The organism is Micromonospora sp. WMMD736 (genome assembly GCF_049179015.1).
GTDB lineage: Bacteria > Actinomycetota > Actinomycetes > Mycobacteriales > Micromonosporaceae > Micromonospora.
On the sequence record NZ_JBMHMI010000001.1, the window covers coordinates 4544384 to 4561491 of the forward strand.

Consider the following 17108-nt stretch of genomic DNA (forward strand, 5'->3'; position numbering starts at 1 on the left):
GCGCCGCTTTCGTCACGGCATGCCGGAGTGGCCGGTTGCCGATACGGTGTGGGCCCGATCTAGGAAAGGAGAATCGTGGTCGACTCCCCGAGCACGCCGGCCCGCCAACGGCCCTCCACCGTGACGATTTCCAGCTACCTGCTCTACCTGTTCCTGGCGTGCCAGGTGATCAGTCTCATCATCACCCTCGCCACCATCGGCAAGACCCGGGACGTGCTCCGCGAGGCGTACGCGGGCAGTACCACCGAGGGCGCCGACCAGATCGCGACCTTCGTCTTCGCATTCGGCCTCGGCGCCGCGATCCTCCTGCTCCTGCTGGCGGTCGTGCTGGGCGTGCTGGCCATGTTCAACAACCAGGGCAAGAACGGCGCCCGGATCACCACCTGGATCGTCGGCGGCATCCTGGTCTGCTGCACGGGTGGCGGCCTGCTCAGCGGCGCGGGCGGTGGCTTCAACACCGGCGGGAACAGCGGCGGCGACGCGCCGAGCCCCGACGAGATCCAGCGCCGCCTCGACGAGGCGCTGCCGTCCTGGATCACCCCGGTCAGCCTCCTGCTCGGCGTGATCAGCCTGCTCGCTCTGCTGGCGGCCCTGATCCTGTTGGCTCTGCCGAAGTCCAACGAGTTCTTCCGCAAGCCCGCCGCCGCGTGGGAGCCGCCGACTCCGGGCGCCAGCTACCCGGCCTACCCGCAGGCTTCCGGCCAGCCCGGTTACCCGCAGGCTTCCGGCCAGCCCGGTTACCCGCAGGCTCCCGGCCAGCCCGGTTACCCGCAGGCTCCTGGCCAGCCCGGTTACCCGTCGACCCCGCCTCAGCCGTCGAGCGGGGAGCCGGCCTACCCGTCGACTCCCGGTCCGGCGTCCGAGCCCGAGCAGCCGGCCACCCCGTCCAGCTCGGACCGTCCGGACGACACGCCGCCGACGGACCGCCCCGGCACGACCCCGCCGTCGACGAGTTGACCCACGGATAGGCACGACGCCGACGGTCCCTCCGAGTAGGTTGCAACCCGACGCCTACCGGAGGGATCCGTCGTGTCGTACCCCGAACCGGCACCGCCCCGCCGGCCCGCCGTGGTCCTGGCGGCCACCGCCGTGCTGCTGCTGATGGCGGTCGGCGCGCTCGCGTACGCGGCCGTCGACCTGGCGGTGCTGGGCCGGACGGTGGACGCGTTCCGTGCCGCCGCGCGGAACACCTCGGCCACCCCGCAGCAGATCGACGGCCTCGTTGCCCTGCTGCGCGGGTCGGCGGCACTGACCGCGGTGGTCGCCGGGTTGTCCGCGCTCGTGCTCGCCGGGCTGGCCCTCGGACTGTTGACGGGTCGACCGGGCGTACGCGTGGCCACCTGGGTGGTCAGCGGGCTCGGCCTTCTCTCGGCCTGTTGCAGCGTGGCGGTGCTCGTCGGCGAACGCGCCGCGCCGCTGCGGCTGGGGACGGACGAGCGGGCCACCGCCGAGCTGTTGGGCCTCATCGCGGACGCGTACCCGTCCTGGTGGATCCCGCTCAACGCCGGGCTTTCCGTCGGACAGGCGCTCGGTTACCTTGTGGTAGCCGCGCTGCTGGCCCTGCCGGCGGCGAACGCCTGGTTCGGTCGACACCGCCGCACGGCACCGACCGCCCCGCCCGCTTTTGCGCCCGCGTCGCACCAAACCCCGCAGGCGCCGGCCACGCCCCCGTACCCGCCCAGGTGAGGAACCGCCCGTGACGCTCGAATCCACCTCCGTCGAGCGACGGGCCCTGATCACCGGCGCCACCGCCGGCATCGGCGCGGCGTTCGCCAGGCGTCTGGCGGCCGATGGCTGGCACCTGGTGCTGGTCGCCAGGGACGCGGATCGACTGGCCGCGATGGCCGCCGAGTTGAGTGCCCGACACGGTCACGACGTCCAGACGCTGCCGGCGGACCTGTCGACCGATGACGGCTGCGCCACCGTCGAACAGCGGCTGGCGTCCGACAGTCCCGTTCACCTGCTGGTCAACAACGCCGGCATCAGCCTGAACAAGCCGTTCCTGCGCTCCACAGCGGAGGACGAGGCCCGGCTGCTCCGCCTCAATGTGCACGCCGTCATGCGATTGACACTGGCTGCGCTCCGTCCGATGACCGAACGGCGCAACGGGGCAGTGATAAATGTCTCTTCGGTTGCTGGGTTTGGCGCGGTGATGCCCGGGTCGACCTACTCGGCCAGCAAGGCGTGGGTCACCAATTTCAGCGAGTCCGTGGGCCAGTCGGCACGCCCTTTCGGCGTCCGGGTGATGGCCCTGTGCCCCGGCTATACCCGTACCGAATTTCACGAGCGGGCCGGCATCAACATGTCCAAGACGCCGGACTGGATGTGGCTGCGAGCCGAGGACGTCGTCGGAGAGGCCCTTCGTGACCTGCGCAAAGGCAAGTTGGTGAGTGTTCCGGCCTGGAAGTACAAGCTGGCCGTCGCCGGTCTGCGGCACGCGCCGCGCCGGCTGCTGGAGGTGGTCTCCCGCGACACCCGCGGTCGGATCGGTCGCGAGGAACGCTGAGCCCGGGGTGCGTTGTCGCGCTGCGGACGCCGCCGCCGGCCGTTGGCGCACCGCGATCACGCCGGTCGCAGAGCGTAGTCGAACATCGCCAGTCATCGGTGTCTCACCGCTCCGATTCAGCCGGCCCGTCCACACGGCGTTCAGAGTTGCGCAGTAACCTCTATCGCCATGGGGGACCACGACGACCTGCGCAAATTCATTACCGACCTGGCCGTGGTCCACGGACGGGTCGTGCTCTCATCGGGCCGTGAGGCTGACTGGTACGTCGATCTGCGACGTGTCACGCTCCATCACCAGGCCGCTCCGTTGATCGGTCGGGCGCTGCTCGACCTCACCGCCGACTGGGAGTACGAAGCGGTCGGTGGCCTCACCCTGGGCGCGGACCCTGTCGCGCTCTCGATGCTGCACGCCGCCGCTGGAACCGGCCGTGCCCTGGACGCCTTTGTGGTGCGAAAGGCGGGCAAGGCCCACGGTCTGCAGCGACGGATCGAGGGACCGGATGTGGCCGGCCGTCGGGTGTTGGCGGTGGAGGACACGTCCACAACGGGCGGAAGTGTGTTGACCGCCGTCGAGGCTCTTCGCGAGGCCGGAGCGGAAGTCGTGGGCGTGGCGGTTATTGTTGATCGAGGCGCCGGCGACGCGGTGCGAGCCGCCGGATTGCCGTACCGGGCGGCCTATACGTTGGCTGACCTCGGCCTTGTGGCGTAAAAGTCTGCCGATTCGTATCTGCTGATATGCAGGCGGATCGATGCTGCTGGTGGAAGGATGGAATACGTGGGAACTGCGTTGGCCGAAATGACTATGCCTCAGATCTCGCCGCTTGCCGGTGAGCCGATCGAACGTGCCGATGCCGAGCGTCTCGCCGGGGTCCTCAAGGCCCTTGCGGATCCCGCTCGGCTGCGGCTGCTCAGCCTGATCCAGTCGGCCCCCGAGGGCGAGGCGTGCGTCTGTGACCTGACCGCGCCGCTCGGCCTCTCTCAGCCGACGGTCAGTCACCACCTGCGTATCCTCACCGAGGCCGGCTTGCTGGAGCGGGAGAAGCGCGGTGTCTGGGCGTACTACCGGCTGGTCCCGAGCGCGATCGCGACGATCGCCGACCTGCTGACCCCGCCGCGTAAGCGGGCCACCAAGAAGGCCCGCTGACGTAAGGCGCTGCGCACCGTCTCGTACCCGGGGCGGTGTCCGGTGGCGAACCAGGGGTGGCGCCACCGGTAGCTGATACCTGCTCGTTCCCGGCCGCACCGCCGGAGACCGGGTCCGACATGCCGACGGCCGACCCCCGCACCAGGGGGCCGGCCGTCGTCGTATCTGGGATCAGCGCTGCTGGCCGTACCCGTGCCCGTCCCCCCGACGGTCGTGCGGGTGCTCGTCGTGGTCGAACTTCTCGCGCACCGCGTCGACCGCGCCCGCGGCGCTGGCCGCCGCGACGACCGCGACCGCCTCGCCACGCTTGCGCGCCCGCCGGTCGCGGAGGAGCTCGAAGAAGATCGGCAGCACCGAGATCAGGATGATCAGTGCGACCACCGGCAGGATGTAGTGGTCGATCTTGTCGCCGATCGCCTTGTAGATCCGGTCGGCCAGCAGGTAGCCGATCAGCAGGATGCCGTCCACCCAGAGGATCCCGCCGACGATGTTCCACAGCAGGAACTGACGAGCCGGCATGCCGAGCGCCCCGGCGACCGGGTTGAGGAACGTCCGCACGATCGGGATGAAGCGCGCCAGCACCACGGCCTTCGCCGGGCCGAACTTCTGGAAGTAGTACTCGGCCTTCTCCACGTACTCCTTCTTGAAGAGCCGCGAGTTGGGCCGCTCGAACATCCGGCGGCCGTAGCGCGCGCCGAGCCAGTGCCCCAACTGCGCGCCGACGATCGCGCAGATCGGCCCGCCGATGAGCAGGCCGGCCAGCGAGAGCCGGGTGCCGTCGCCGAAGATGGCGTCCGCCACCGGCGAGGCGGCCACACCGGCGAGGAACAGCAGTGAGTCGCCGGGGAAGAAGAAGCCCACCAGCAGGCCGGTCTCGGCGAAGAGGATCACCCAGACGCCGACCAGCCCGAAGGTCTGCAACAGGTCCTTGGGATCGAGCGGGTTCAGGGCGACGCTCTCCGTGAGAGCGCGGGTCTTCTCAGCTGTGTCCACGGCCACAAAGGGTACCGAAGCCCGGTGTCCGGGCCGCGCCGGACCGGTGCTCACCACCCGGTGGCCGGATACGACGGTGCCCCGCCGACCAGGCTGGTCGACGGGGCACCGGTACTGCTGGGACGGATCAGGCGACGAAGCGGGTCCGGCGGCGCTTGGCCACCAGGTAGCCGCCGACGCCCGCGGCGAGCAGCAGCGCGCCCAGGCCGGCGAGCAGGCCGGTCGACTGACCGGTGATCGGCAGCGAGCCACCGTCACCGCCACCGTTGCCGCCGGCCGCGCCCTTGATGGTGAACGCGGCGGTGTCGTTCTTCGGGTCGAGGTCGGCGATGGTCGACCCCTCGCCATCCAGGTTGAAGTGCAGCAGGTGAACGCTGCCCGCCGCGCCGGACAGCTTGTCGATCCGCAGCCCGAACTCGAACACGGCCGCGTCGCCCTTGCGCAGGTTGTCGTACCACTGGCAGAGGTAGACGCGGGCGCCCGGCTCGCCGAACCCGCCGACCTCCTCGCCGTTTACGAACGGCGAGCACTCGTCCGGCGCGGTCACGACCGTCGCGCCGGCCGGGATGGTGATCTCGGCGGCGGTGGTCATCTCCCGGGGCGAGTACGTGTTGATGACCGCCGGCCCGTTGTTGACGAAGCCGACCTTGGTGGTGACGGTCTTGCCAACCGCACCGGCAACCTCGGCCCCGGTGGCGGCCGCGTCGGCCCGCTGGTTGCCCGTCACGGTTGCCACGATCTCGGTGTAGTTGTTGCTGGAATCCTCGTCGGTCTGCTTGAGCTGTCGGGCCAGCGCCGTCGGAGCCGGGACCAGGGTCAACTCCTCGCCGGTGCCCTTCTCCCAGTCGTCACTCTCGAACGGGGAGTCTGCGAGGAACTCGGCCCAGTCACCATCGGCGAACCACAGGCCCGCGCCGTACTGGGTGCTGGGCGCCCAGGTGTCCGGCCCGATCTTCAGCGCGTGAGAGGCGTCCAGTTGGAGGACGGCACCGGGCGCGATCTCCTGCTTGAATTCGCAGCGGGCGAAGGTCGTCCCGAATTCGTTCAGGTAGGAGCAGTTCGAGTACCGCTGAGCGGGCGTGATGCTGGGCATGCTGCTCAGCAGCAGCACCGCGTTTCGAGCCGGCTTGTCGCCGACGTTGGCGACCCGCAGTGGCGCCTTGACGGTCGATCCCGGCTTCCCGGAGACGTCGAGCGAGTCGTCCGCCTTGAGGTCGATGCCCTCGCCGATCTCGACGGTGGACATGACGGTGACGCTCGGCCGGCCCTTCGCGGCCAGGGTCAGGTTGATGTCACCCTTCTGCCCGACCTTGGCGGAGTCCTTGGCCTTGACGGTCAGATCGAGGACGTAGTCGATGGTCTCGGCGCCCTTGAACGTGCAGGCGATGACCGGGCCCGCCTCCTTGCAGTCCGCCCCGTCGGCGACGGTGACCGAGGCGAAGTCGGTCACCGCTCCGCGACCGACCGTGACCGTGAACTCTTCGGGCAGCGCTTCCGCGAAGGCCAGCAGCGTGACGGACTTGGCCTCGCCACCGGCGGCGAGGAGGGCGTTGTTCGCGTACAGGAAGACCTCGTTCGAGGGCTCCTCGGCGACGGCCGGACTGGCGGAGGCGGCGACGAACGCGCCTGCGACGCCCAGTCCGGCAAGCCAGCGCCGGGTGGAGTGCGTGAGCATGAGGGGGATTCCTCCAGTAGGGGGATTCAGGTGCAGCCCGTGGATCTTAAGGAACCGCTAAGGTTCACCGCCGTCCCTGATCACCACACGGCGACCAGGACGAACCGAAAGGCTGACCACCGCGACTGCAATGTTCGGCGCGTCCGCTCCCGTCATCTGAGGCAGGACCCCGGGAGGTGCAATGACGTACGAGGAGTTCGCGGACACGCGGCTTGCCCCGCTGCTGCGGTACGCGGTGATGCTCACCGGTGATCCGCACCAGGCACAGGATCTGGTGCAGGAGACGATGGTCCGGGTCCAGCTGAACTGGCGGCGGGTCGCCCGCGCGGACTCGCCCGAACGGTACGTGCGCCGCATGCTCACCAACCAGTACGTCGACTGGAAGCGCGGCTCGTGGATGCGTCGGGTGTTGCTGCGTGGGGAACCCGACGACTCCCTGCCGGCCCCCGCCGACCACGCCCAGTCCGCCGTGGACCGGGACCAGATCTGGACCTGGCTGTCCCGGCTCCCGCGCCGACAGCGCGCCACCCTCGTGCTGCGCTACTACGAGGACCTGCCCGACGCCGAGATCGCCGACATCCTCGGCTGTGCCGTCGGGACCGTCCGTTCGTCCATCTCCCGGGCCCTCGCCACGCTCCGGGCCGAGTACGTGGAGGTTCCCTCATGATCGAGGATGACCTGCGTGCCGCCTTCGCCCGGCACGAGCCGCTGATCCCACCGACCGGCCCGCTGCGCGCCGCGATCGACCGCCTGACCATCCGCCGTCGTCGTCGGCGTCGCCGCTGGCAGGCCGGTGGTGTCGCATTGGCGCTGCTCGGGGTGCTGGGGATCGGGGTGCCGCTGCTGACTCCGGAGCGCGGAGGGCGGCCGCCGGTCGCCGAGCTGCTCTACGAGACCACCCGGCCGGTACCGACCGGCGCGCTGAACATCCTGCTGCTCGGCCTCGACGGCGACGGGCCGGAGGCGACGCGGGCCGACGCGGTGCTGTTGGTGCACATCCCGGCCGACCGCAGCCGCCCCTACCTGGTGTCGCTGCCCCGGGACCTGGGCGTGTCGATTCCGGGCCACGGCACCGACAAGCTCAACGCCGCCTTCCCGGCCGGCGTCGGATCGACCCGCCCGGAGATGACCAAGGGGTACGAGTTGACCCGGCGCACGGTGGTCGAGTTGACCGGGGTCCGGGTGGATGCCGGCCTGGTGTTGACGTACCGCGCCGTCAGCGCGCTGACCGACGCCGTGGGCGGTGTGCAGGTCTGCCTGAAGGACCGGGTGCGTTCCGTGCACACTCCGCGGGTCTTCCCGGCCGGCTGCCAACGCCTCGACGGTGCCGCGTCGGTCGACCTGCTCCGGCAGCGCTACGGTCTGCCCGCGGGCAGCCAGGACCGGGACCGCAACGCTCGTCTCTTCGCCGCCGGTCTCGTCCGCCAGGCCACCGACCAGGGCGTACTCACCGATCCGGTACGCCTCACGCGGCTGCTGACCACCGTCGGCCCCGACCTCGTGGCGTCACCCGACCGGGCGGCCATCCTGGACCTGCTGCGGATCGCTCCCACGCTGCGGTCGGTCGAGCCGGTCGGGCTCGGCCTGCCGGTCGCGCTGCCGAGCGCGAGGGACCGCTCCCTGCGGGCCGACCCGACGTTCGTGCCGGAGTTCCTTAAGGCGCTGCGGGAGGACCGCCTCGGCGAGTGGGCGGCCCGTCACCCGACGTTGGTCGACCAGGCCCGGTGACTCCGTGGATTGCGACGGCACCCCCACCGCCCCGGGAACGACGGCGGGGTGCCGGTCAGGCGGCGCAGGTCAGGCGACGAAGTGGGTGCTGCGACGTCGGGCGAGCAGGTAGGTGCCGAGGCCGGTGGCGAGCAGCAGGCCACCGAGGCCGGCGAGCAGGCTCGTGGGGGTGCCGGTGATGGGCAGCGAACCACCGCCACCGTTGCCTCCACCCTCGTCACCGTCACCGTCACCGCTGCCGCCGGCCTGGCCCGGGTTGACCAGGATCGTGGCCCGGTCGTTGGCCGGCTTGATGTCGGCCGTGAAGCTACCGCCGCCGGGACACTCGCACGGCGCGTTGACCCACACCGTGCCCTTGGCGTTGGGGACGACCCGGTCGATACGCAGGCGGAACTCCACGGTGTAGGTTTCGCCGGCCACCAGCAGCATCTCCGAGGCGCACTGGTACGTCCGGGTGCCCGGCCGCAGTCCGCAACTGTCGGGAACCTCGACGGCCGTGGTGCCGGGCGGCAGCTCGACGAGCGTGTGGGTGGCGGCCTCCCATTCCTCGCTCACGTTGTCGAGCGTCGCCGGGCCGTTGTTGCGAAAGCCGACCGTTGCCGTCACGACCGTGCCGACTCCGCCCTTGAGGGTGGCGCCGATCGCCGCGAGGTCGGTGCCGTTGCTGCCGGTGACCTTGATGATCCAACCCGTGTAGTCGTAGCCCGGTCCGACGTCGGTCTGGTCGGCCTGCCGCGCCCGGCTGGGCGCCTCGGCCAGGGTCAGCTTCGGGCCGGTGCCCGGCACCGCAGCTCGGGCACCAACGGCTTCCCGTACCCGGGTCAGGTCCTCGTAGTCGGCGATGGTCATGAACTGGGCATAGCCGGACTGGTTGGTCGGCGCGTAGGTGTCCTTGGCGAGTTCGAGGTTCAGCGTCGCGGACAATGCCCCGCCTGCCGGGATCTCCTCGTCGAACTGGCATGAGAGCAGGTGGTCGTCGGAGTAGCGGCAGTTGCTGAACCGATCCTTCGTCCGGATCGAATACGGCAGGTCGAAGACCGCGACGAAGCCCGTGACGGTCTTCTCGCCGACGTTGGCCACGGCCAGCGGCACCGGCACCTTGCCGCCCGGCTTCGCGGTGAAGTTGGTGAACGGACCGCCAGCCAGGTCAACGCCCTCGCCGACGCGGATCCGTGAGGTGTAGCTGCCCCGCTTCCCACCGGCTGCCTCGAAGCTGACCACGAGGTCGCCGGAGTCGCCGAGCTGCGCCTCCTGCGTGGCGGTCATGCTCACCCGCTTGGTGACGCCACGGTAGATCCCGCTGCCGAGCGGCGGCAGCTCGCTGAGGGCGACACCGAACTGCTCCGCGCAGACGAGAACGCCCGGTTCCGGAGTCGTGCACTCCTGCTGGTCGGCCGGCGCGATGCTGACCTTGTCGGCGAGAGAGCGGTAGTCGTACCGCACGGAGACGTCGTCGAGGGTCGTCGGCTCGTCGGCGTACAGGAACACCCGGGTGGTCTTCGCCGAACCGACGGCGAGAGTGGTGTCCTGGACGTACGGCTCGATCGTGGCCGCGGCGACGGCGGGTGTCGCGGATGCGGCGACCAGGGCGCTCACGGCACCCAGTCCGACCAGCCAGCGGATCGGGTGCTTGAACACGAGGATCCTCCCAGGGGATAGGTGGCGCTCGTTCAACCTAGGGAGAATCCGGGCCCTGTTCTATCGATACGCGTGCAACTGTCCGACCGGCCGGGCACCTCTGGCGCAACGGGCCAGTCCAGCGCGCGGCGACGTCAGCGGTAGTCGTCCTCGTCCGCGGTGACCACCCGGGCCTGCTCCATGGCGTCCCAGTCGTCGACCTCCATGCCGCGGTGCGGTTCGGCATCGACGTCAGCGGGGGCGACCGAGGTGGCCTGCTCGACCGCGTCGGCCGGCTCCGCCTCCGGATCGCGTTCGTCCGCGGCGAGGTGGTCGCCGGGGGTGAAGTCCTCGTCGGGCTGACCCATCGTCCCTCCCGGGGTCTCGGGGCACGGTTCCCACCACCGTACGGGCTGCGTCCGCTCCGCGCCGGAAAGCCGAGTCGGCCGAATCACCCCGGGACGGTGGGACCCGGTGCCAGGATGGTGCCGTGGGCTTCCTCATCCGACTGGCGATCACCGCGGTCGCGTTGTGGGTGACCACGCTGATCGTGCCCGGGGTGGACGTGCACGGCCGCTCGGGTGGCAACACCGTGCTCACACTGATCGTGGTGGCGCTCATCTTCGGTGTGATCAACGCCGTGCTCAAGCCGGTGATCAGGGTGGTCGGCTGTGTGTTCTACCTGCTCACCCTCGGCCTGTTCGCCCTGGTGGTGAACGCGCTGCTCTTCCTGCTCACCGATCGGATCGCACGCGGGCTCGACCTGCCGTTCCAGGTGGACGGCTTCTGGGCGGCGTTCTGGGGAGCGATCGTGATGACCGTGGTCACCTGGCTGATCAGCGTCATCGTGCCGGACAGTCTGGACACCCGATGAGCGGGTGACACCCCCTCGGTTGGTCCTGCCTACCGCACCTGCGGGATACTGCCGGGCGGAGGACAGCGCGGTCCGGCGCACAGACGAACAACAGCGGCCAGCACGGCCGAGAGTGGTAAGTAAGGAGCGCATCACATGCCCATCGCTTCCCCCGAGGCCTACGCGGAGATGCTGGACCGCGCCAAGGCTGGCCGGTTCGCGTACCCCGCCATCAACGTGACCTCCTCCCAGACGCTGAACGCGGCGCTCAAGGGCTTCGCCGACGCGGAGAGCGACGGCATCATCCAGGTCTCCACCGGTGGTGCGGAGTACCTGTCCGGTCCCTCGATCAAGGACATGGTCACCGGCGCGGTGGCGTTCGCCGCCTACGCGCACGAGGTGGCCAAGAAGTACTCGGTGAACATCGCCCTGCACACCGACCACTGCCCGAAGGACAAGCTGGACAAGTTCGTGCGTCCGCTGATGGGCATCTCGCAGGAGCGGGTCAAGCGCGGCGAGGAGCCGCTGTACCAGTCGCACATGTGGGACGGCTCGGCCGTGCCGGTCGCCGAGAACCTGGAGATCGCCGCCCAGCTCCTCGACGAGGCCGCCAAGGCCAAGATCGTCCTGGAGATCGAGGTCGGCGTCGTCGGTGGTGAGGAGGATGGCGTCGAGAACGCCATCAACGACAAGCTCTACACCACCACCGAGGACGGTCTGGCCATGGTCGAGGCGCTCGGCCTCGGCGAGAAGGGCCGCTACATGGCGGCGCTGACCTTCGGCAACGTGCACGGTGTCTACAAGCCGGGCAACGTCAAGCTCCGCCCCGAGATCCTCAACCAGATCCAGGAGGCGGTCGGCGCGAAGTACGGCAAGGACAAGCCGCTCAGCCTGGTGTTCCACGGCGGCTCGGGCTCCCTGCTCAGCGAAATCCGTGAGGCGCTCGACTACGGCGTGGTGAAGATGAACATCGACACCGACACCCAGTACGCCTTCACCCGTCCCGTCGCCGACCACATGCTGCGCAACTACGACGGCGTGCTGAAGATCGACGGCGAGGTCGGCAACAAGAAGCAGTACGACCCGCGCGCCTGGGGCAAGGCCGCCGAGGCCGGCCTGGCCGCCCGGGTCGTCGAGGCGTGCGAGCACCTGCGCTCCACCGGCACCACGATGACCAAGTAACGACGCGCCACAAACGGCCGGCTCCCCCTGGTGGGGAGCCGGCCGTCGGCGTTCAGGAGGTCAGCAGGCGGACGGCCTCGCGGACGTCGTCGGTGAGGTGGATCGTCGACGACAGGTCACCGAACGGCGACGCGGCCAGCAGTGGACGCAGCAACGCCTCCACCGGCAGCTCCCGCGTCCAGTAGGAACGGTCCAGGAAGACGTACGCGCCACTGGCCCCGTCGGTGCCGTAGTAGGTCTTGGTGGCCGCCTGGAACACCTCCTGCACCGTGCCCGCCCGCCCGGGCGCGAACACGATGCCACCCCGCGCGAGGCGCAGGATGGTGTCCTCCCGGATCGCGTTCGAGAAGTACTTCGCGATCCGTCCCGCGAACAGGTTCGCCGGCTCGTGCCCGTACAGCCAGGTCGGGATGGCCAGCCCACCGGCCCGCGCCCAACCGAGGTCGTCGCCCCGCTGGCGGGGTACGCGCAGGTACCGCTGCCGGACCGTCAACGCCACCGCCGTGTACCGGTGGTGGTCGGTGAAGTCGGGCGCGGTGGCCAGCAGGTCGATCGCCGCCGTCAGGTCCGCCGCCGGTCGGTCCGCCAGGTAGGCGCCGAGGTTCGCGGCCTCCATCACCCCGGGGCCGCCGCCGGTCACCACCAGCCGGTCGGCCCGCGCCAGCTCCCACCCCAGCACGGCCGCCATCCGGTACGCGGGACTGCCGCGCCGCACCGCGTGCCCGCCCATGATGCCCACCACCGACTGTGACCCGTGCGCGGCCAACCAGGCCCGGGTGGCGTCACCCAGCGCGTTGTCCACGCCGTGGTCGTGCAGCCGCTGGCCGAGCGCCTCCTTCACGTCCGGCAGCGCGCCGCCGTGCGCCCGGTAGTGCTCGTACACCCGGGTGTCGTACATCCCGGCGAACCCGCCCTCGGCGAACCCGGCGGCGAGGTCGTCCGGGCTGTAGAGGTGGCCCGGCTGGGTCGGGTACGGCAGCCCGGAGAACGGCGGCACCACGTTCGCGCCGCGCCGGACCAGGTCGGCGCCGACCTCCCGGGCGGCGAACCGGCAGCCGACGAAGAGGGTGCCGGTGACCTCGACGCCGGTCAGGTCGGGCACCGGGGCGAGGTCGAGGCGTAGCCCCTGCACGGTCAGCCCGGTCAGCCGGCCGGTGACCAGTTGCCGGTCGAATTCGTCCCGGGTCTGGATCTCGTCGGCGTGCAGGTGCGGTTCGATGACGTCGGTGGGTGGTGGGGTCGGCACCCGGCCATCCTGCCCCTTCGGCGAGGTCGGCCAAACCCCGGACGGCCCCCGGACGCGACAGGAGCCCGGCGGTCGTGGCCACCGGGCTCCTGCGTAACCGGGTCCTGGGGAGGCTCCGGACCATTAGTTGTAGTGGAAAACACCTGGCGGCGGCATAGGCCGCAGGCGTGATGAACTCCTCAGCCGTTCAGCGGGACGCGTCCGCCGACCCGCTCGCATGTCGCCCTGTCCAGCGGGTTGAATGGGGCGATGCAGAACCTTTTGCCGGAGCCACCGGCCACCCTCCTGCCCGCGAACGACGAGGCCGACGCCGCCCTGGCCGCTGCCCAGGAGGCCGGCACCGACGAGGCGTACGCCGAGGTCGCGGCCCGCTTCCCGACCTTCAGCGCGGCGTGGGGCGCGCTCGCGGCCCGGGCGTTCGCCGCCGGTCAGGTGGTGACCGGGTACGCGTACGCGCGCACCGGTTACCACCGTGGCCTGGACCAGCTCCGCCGTAACGGCTGGAAGGGCCACGGGCCCGTCCCGTGGTCCCACGAGCCCAACCGGGGCTTCCTGCGCTGCCTGTACGTGCTCTCCCGGGCCGCCGACGAGATCGGCGAGGCCGACGAGGCGGCCCGCTGTGCCCAGTTCCTGCGCGACTGCGACCCGGCAGCGGCGGACGCACTGGCCAGCAACTGACCCCGTTCCGACGGCCGGCCCGACAGTGGGCCGGCCGTCGGCTGCTCAGAGCCCTTCGGCGACCGCCGCGGCGATCTTCAGCCATGCGTCCCGGGTGGCCGAGGAGAGACCGCCGTACCGGATCGGCTCGCCGCTGTCGATGAGCCGCTCGTACGGCGCCAGCAACACGGCCCGGGTGCGAGCCGCGAAGTGCTCCTGGATGGCCGGCAGGTCGATCTCCTTGCGGGACGGCGGCATCGACACGACCGTCACCGCCTGCCGGACCAGCCGCTGCCGGCCGCTCTGCTCCAGGTGGTCGAGCATCCGGGCGGCGGTCTCCGCCGAGTCGTTACGGGCGGACATGGTGACCACCAGCTGGTCGGTGGCATCCATCGACGCCTGCCAGTTCTGCGCCCGGACGTTGTTCCCCGTGTCCACGAAGATCAACTTGTAGAACCGGCTGACCACCTCGCGGATCTCGGCGAACGCGGCAGCGGTCAACATCTCGCCGCCGGTGGCCGACTCGTCCGAGGCGAGCACGTCGAACATGCCCTCGCCCTGCGACCGCACGTACTGCGACAGGTCGCCGACCCGCCCGTGCGCACCCTGGAACTGCCCGAGGTCACGCAACATGTCGCGCACCGTGCGGGCGTGGAAGTCCTGCTGGGCGCGCATCCCGAGGGTGCCCTGGGTCTCGTTGTTGTCCCAGGCCAGCACGTAGCCGCCGCGCTTCTGACCGAACGTCATGGCGAGCAGCAGGATGGCCACCGTCTTACCGGCGCCGCCCTTCGGGTTGACCACGGTCACCTGCCGCAGCCCACCGAAGTTGCGGCGCACCATCTCGATGTCCCGCTTGAGTTCCTGCTCGTGCCGCCCCGGAGAGAGCCGGAGCAGACCCATCTTGTTGACCACCGCCCGTACGCCCATGGTGGCCACCGGGTCGGCGGGCCGGACCTGCCGACGGCGGGCGAAATCCTCCGCCGTCGGCGCGGCCGTGGTCTCCGGCGTCCACGTGGCATCCGGGTAACCCGTGGCCGGCACCCGCGCCACCGGGTCGGTCTCCTGGTACTGCTGCGGCGGGACCGGTGGCGCCGCCGCCGTGCCCTGCTGCCAGGGTGGCGGGTACCAGCCCGGTGACGGGGGAAACGGCCCCGGCGGCGGGGTCGGCACGGCGTCCTGCTGCTGCGGTTGCACCGGTGCCGGGCCGGCCTGACCAGGGATTCCCGCCTGGCCGCCGTAGACCTGACCCGCGTACGCCTGCCCCGCCGTGCCGCCGCTGTCGACGGCGGGTGTCGGCGGTGGCGGAACCGGCGGGGTCGGGATCGGCGGTGGCGGAATGTCGACCTGCTCCTGCCCCGACGAGGTCGGGCTGGCCGGACGCTGCGGTGGGTACGCCCAGGGTGACTCGGTCGTGGGCCGAGCCGCCCCGACGGCCGGCGGGGTCTCCCCGTCACCCGGCGACCCGGGGTCCGCGGTCGGCCCTGCCGTGCCGGGGCCCGCCGTGGCTGCGCCTGCTGCGGGTTGCCCTGGTACGGCCGGGCTGGCCGTGCCCGCTGCGACTGGACCGGCCGTGCCGGGGCTCGCGGTGGCCGTTCCCTCGGCGGCTGCGGCTACGACCGGTGGGCGGTCCAGGGAGAACGGCAGGTCCAGGTCGACGCCGCCGGACGGACCGGGGACCGGGCCGGCACCGGACCCGTCCGCCGACCCCGCCCCGGGCGGGCTGCCGACTGCTCCAGTCGAGGTGGACGGCGCTCCGGGGACCGTGCCTGCCGCTTCCGGTGCGACGGCGGCCGTCCCGGTGCCGGTTGCGCCGCTCGCGCCGCCGGGCGACGCGGCGGTGGCCGCCGGGTTCGGCGCGGCGCTGTCGGTGGGCGCAGTGCCGGGCCCGATGAGCCCGCCCACCGCGGGCGGCAGCGGCGGCGTCGGCGGTACGGACGGCGCGGCAGGCGCGGGTGACGTCGTCGACGCGGGTGACGCGGCCGGCGGATCGGCCGGAGGCCAGCTCGGTTGCGCCGGCGCCCAGCCCGTGCCCGGCCCGCCCGGCCCGTTCGCGCCCCAGCCCGTCGGTGGCGGCACCGCCCCGGTCAGCGACGGATAGTCCGACGGAGACGGCGGCGGCAGGGCCGCTGCGCCCGGCTGCCCGGGCACGCCGGGCCGGCCGGCCGACGGCGCCGTGATCGGCGGTGCGGCGACCGGCGGCGACACGGCCGCAGACGCGGACTGCGACGGGGCGACCCGCTGCTGCTCGGCGACCGCCGCCCACGGCGGTACCACCTCTGCGCCCTGCTGTGCCGGATCCGGCGGCCACAGTGGTTCGATGTCCCGCTCCGGCACCGGCTGCTGGCCGGGCACCTGCGCCCGGTCGGCGTTCTTGTCCATTACGGTTCCTCCCCAGTCCTCCTGCGAGGATAGGCCCACCGGCCGACCGGGGCCGGTCGGCGAAACGGGGGTCAGACCACCCAGACCGCCCAGGCACCCGGTTCGACCCACCACGAGCGCTTGCGGGTCAGCTCACCCTCGACGCCGTCGTCGAGGTAGGGCACCTTTCCCTCGCGGGGCAGCACCGACACCGCCCGTCCGCGAGCCCGCCGCACTTCGAGGCGTACCCGCTTGCGACCCCACGCCGATCGGACGACCACCGGGACGGCCACCGCGACCTCGACCTGGCCGTCCGCCGGGTCCGGCGCGGCCAGCAACGTCACGTCGTCGAGCGACGCGTACCCGCCGGCGTTGCCGACCGCGCAGGCCAGCAACGGTTCGTCGCCGTTCGTGAGCACGGTGTCGTCGACCTCCACCCGCGCCCGCCAGTGCAGCGGTCGACCCGCGTCGTCGGCGGCCCCGAGCAGCGCGCCGTCCAGGGTCACCGAGCCGCCGTCGTTGCGCAGCAGGTCCAGCCGACGCGGCGTGCCGTCGAGCACCGCAGCCGCCACGGCCGCCGGGTCGCGGGGCAACCCGAGCTGGGCTGCCAGGTCCCGCTGGGTGCCGCCGCGTGCCGGGTCGAGCGGGAGTACGGCGACCGGCGGCAGATCGGGCAGGGTGCGGTCGTCGCGCAGGTCCGCCGGGCGGCGGCTCGGCGCTGGCGCGTACCGCCGAACAAGCCGGCGCAGCACGGCGCGCAACTGGCCGTCGCTGGCCGTGGCGACGACCAGCCGGGTCTTGCCGTCCGCGTCCGGCCAGGTGAGGCCGTCCGGACGGGCCGGGCCGTCGAGCTGCGCGAGTACGGCGTCGATCTCCGCGTCCGAGTGGGCGGTGACCATCTGCACCCGGGCACCCCGGGCAGTCAGCGCGTCGGCACAGGCCAGCACCGGCACCCGGGGCCGGTCGGTGGCGCAACTGTCGGCGTCACCCGGCGTCGGTCCGGTGTCGGCCCCCTCGACGCCCGCGCCGGTCGCGTCCGCGCCGCCGCAGCAGGCCTCGCCGCTGCCGCACCCGCCGGGAGCGCCCCGCTCCGACGCGAGGGTGAGCAGCACCACGTCGTACACCGAAGGAGCCTCCTGCCTCTCGACGC

17 protein-coding genes are annotated in these 17108 nt (G+C 71.6%); 10 read left to right on the forward strand and 7 right to left on the reverse strand.

All coding sequences use genetic code 11. The annotated features are described in order from the left end of the window. Window positions 1–75 precede the first annotated feature (75 nt). From ACN269_RS20450 to ACN269_RS20470, 5 genes are all read left to right on the forward strand, one after another. The gene (locus tag ACN269_RS20450) at window positions 76–957 is read left to right on the forward strand and encodes a hypothetical protein (RefSeq protein WP_421473924.1); all 882 of its coding nucleotides are present in this window, start codon (window positions 76–78) and stop codon (window positions 955–957) included. 72 nt (window positions 958–1029) lie between these two features. Next, entirely contained in the window at window positions 1030–1686 is a 657-nt protein-coding gene (locus ACN269_RS20455; RefSeq protein WP_421473925.1) for a hypothetical protein, read from the forward strand. Between the two features lie 10 nt (window positions 1687–1696). After that, window positions 1697–2506 (forward strand): SDR family NAD(P)-dependent oxidoreductase, encoded by an 810-nt coding sequence (locus ACN269_RS20460; protein WP_421473926.1) that lies wholly within the window; start codon window positions 1697–1699, stop codon window positions 2504–2506. Window positions 2507–2674: 168 nt separating this feature from the next. Then, window positions 2675–3214, forward strand: coding sequence for an orotate phosphoribosyltransferase (gene pyrE / locus ACN269_RS20465; protein ID WP_421473927.1), 540 nt, complete (start codon window positions 2675–2677; stop codon window positions 3212–3214). Window positions 3215–3271: 57 nt separating this feature from the next. Next, window positions 3272–3649 carry an ArsR/SmtB family transcription factor gene (locus ACN269_RS20470; RefSeq protein ID WP_007454255.1) on the forward strand — a complete coding sequence of 126 codons (378 nt, stop codon included), beginning with the start codon at window positions 3272–3274 and terminating at the stop codon, window positions 3647–3649. 171 nt (window positions 3650–3820) lie between these two features. Here the strand turns inward: ACN269_RS20470 and ACN269_RS20475 are convergent, their stop codons facing one another. Together ACN269_RS20475 and ACN269_RS20480 are read right to left on the reverse strand one after the other, a co-directional pair. After that, window positions 3821–4648, reverse strand: a complete 828-nt coding sequence (locus ACN269_RS20475) for a DedA family protein (RefSeq protein ID WP_421473928.1) — start codon at window positions 4646–4648, stop codon at window positions 3821–3823. A gap of 121 nt (window positions 4649–4769) precedes the next feature. Beyond that, window positions 4770–6317: an LPXTG cell wall anchor domain-containing protein gene (locus ACN269_RS20480; protein WP_421473929.1), complete on the reverse strand. Its 1548-nt coding sequence runs from the start codon at window positions 6315–6317 to the stop codon at window positions 4770–4772. A 181-nt stretch (window positions 6318–6498) separates the two neighbouring features. Here ACN269_RS20480 and ACN269_RS20485 point away from each other — a divergent pair, with 181 nt between their 5' ends. Next, a complete protein-coding gene (locus ACN269_RS20485) occupies window positions 6499–6984 on the forward strand; it encodes a SigE family RNA polymerase sigma factor (protein WP_421473930.1) in 486 nt (161 codons plus the stop codon). After that, window positions 6981–8045, forward strand: a complete 1065-nt coding sequence (locus ACN269_RS20490; protein WP_421473931.1) for an LCP family protein — start codon at window positions 6981–6983, stop codon at window positions 8043–8045. The genes ACN269_RS20485 and ACN269_RS20490 overlap by 4 nt, the downstream gene beginning before the upstream one ends. A 69-nt stretch (window positions 8046–8114) precedes the next feature. On the opposite strand, the gene ACN269_RS20495 is transcribed toward ACN269_RS20490, so the two are convergent. Together ACN269_RS20495 and ACN269_RS20500 are read right to left on the reverse strand one after the other, a co-directional pair. After that, the gene (locus ACN269_RS20495) at window positions 8115–9683 is read right to left on the reverse strand and encodes an LPXTG cell wall anchor domain-containing protein (RefSeq protein WP_421473932.1); all 1569 of its coding nucleotides are present in this window, start codon (window positions 9681–9683) and stop codon (window positions 8115–8117) included. Between the two features lie 134 nt (window positions 9684–9817). Then, window positions 9818–10030: a hypothetical protein gene (locus ACN269_RS20500; RefSeq protein WP_421473933.1), complete on the reverse strand. Its 213-nt coding sequence runs from the start codon at window positions 10028–10030 to the stop codon at window positions 9818–9820. Window positions 10031–10152: 122 nt separating this feature from the next. Here ACN269_RS20500 and ACN269_RS20505 point away from each other — a divergent pair, with 122 nt between their 5' ends. Further along, on the forward strand, window positions 10153–10536 hold the full coding sequence (locus ACN269_RS20505) for a phage holin family protein (RefSeq protein ID WP_421473934.1): 384 nt from the start codon (window positions 10153–10155) through the stop codon (window positions 10534–10536). A 135-nt stretch (window positions 10537–10671) separates the two neighbouring features. Next, window positions 10672–11697 (forward strand): class II fructose-bisphosphate aldolase, encoded by a 1026-nt coding sequence (gene fbaA, locus ACN269_RS20510; protein WP_088986918.1) that lies wholly within the window; start codon window positions 10672–10674, stop codon window positions 11695–11697. A 52-nt stretch (window positions 11698–11749) separates the two neighbouring features. On the opposite strand, the gene ACN269_RS20515 is transcribed toward fbaA, so the two are convergent. After that, window positions 11750–12943: an LOG family protein gene (locus ACN269_RS20515; RefSeq protein ID WP_421473935.1), complete on the reverse strand. Its 1194-nt coding sequence runs from the start codon at window positions 12941–12943 to the stop codon at window positions 11750–11752. Window positions 12944–13192: 249 nt separating this feature from the next. Between ACN269_RS20515 and ACN269_RS20520 the strand changes: the two genes are divergently transcribed. Next, window positions 13193–13621 (forward strand): DUF3151 domain-containing protein, encoded by a 429-nt coding sequence (locus tag ACN269_RS20520; RefSeq protein WP_421473936.1) that lies wholly within the window; start codon window positions 13193–13195, stop codon window positions 13619–13621. A 45-nt stretch (window positions 13622–13666) separates the two neighbouring features. On the opposite strand, the gene ACN269_RS20525 is transcribed toward ACN269_RS20520, so the two are convergent. Together ACN269_RS20525 and ACN269_RS20530 are read right to left on the reverse strand one after the other, a co-directional pair. Then, complete coding sequence (locus ACN269_RS20525) at window positions 13667–15514, reverse strand: chromosome partitioning protein (RefSeq protein WP_421476459.1); 1848 nt, start codon at window positions 15512–15514, stop codon at window positions 13667–13669. Window positions 15515–16050: 536 nt separating this feature from the next. Then, the gene (locus ACN269_RS20530) at window positions 16051–17082 is read right to left on the reverse strand and encodes a diacylglycerol kinase family protein (protein ID WP_421473937.1); all 1032 of its coding nucleotides are present in this window, start codon (window positions 17080–17082) and stop codon (window positions 16051–16053) included. Window positions 17083–17108: the final 26 nt, after the last annotated feature.

What these genes read in the sequence shown, in the direction of transcription:
- fbaA (WP_088986918.1), top strand. Translation starts at nt 10,672, where the DNA reads ATGCCCATCGCTTCCCCCGAGGCCTACGCGGAGATGCTGGACCGCGCC.
- ACN269_RS20490 (WP_421473931.1), top strand. Translation starts at nt 6,981, where the DNA reads ATGATCGAGGATGACCTGCGTGCCGCCTTCGCCCGGCACGAGCCGCTG.
- ACN269_RS20480 (WP_421473929.1), bottom strand. Translation starts at nt 6,317, where the DNA reads ATGCTCACGCACTCCACCCGGCGCTGGCTTGCCGGACTGGGCGTCGCA.
- pyrE (WP_421473927.1), top strand. Translation starts at nt 2,675, where the DNA reads ATGGGGGACCACGACGACCTGCGCAAATTCATTACCGACCTGGCCGTG.
- ACN269_RS20470 (WP_007454255.1), top strand. Translation starts at nt 3,272, where the DNA reads ATGGAATACGTGGGAACTGCGTTGGCCGAAATGACTATGCCTCAGATC.
- ACN269_RS20520 (WP_421473936.1), top strand. Translation starts at nt 13,193, where the DNA reads ATGCAGAACCTTTTGCCGGAGCCACCGGCCACCCTCCTGCCCGCGAAC.
- ACN269_RS20500 (WP_421473933.1), bottom strand. Translation starts at nt 10,030, where the DNA reads ATGGGTCAGCCCGACGAGGACTTCACCCCCGGCGACCACCTCGCCGCG.
- ACN269_RS20485 (WP_421473930.1), top strand. Translation starts at nt 6,499, where the DNA reads ATGACGTACGAGGAGTTCGCGGACACGCGGCTTGCCCCGCTGCTGCGG.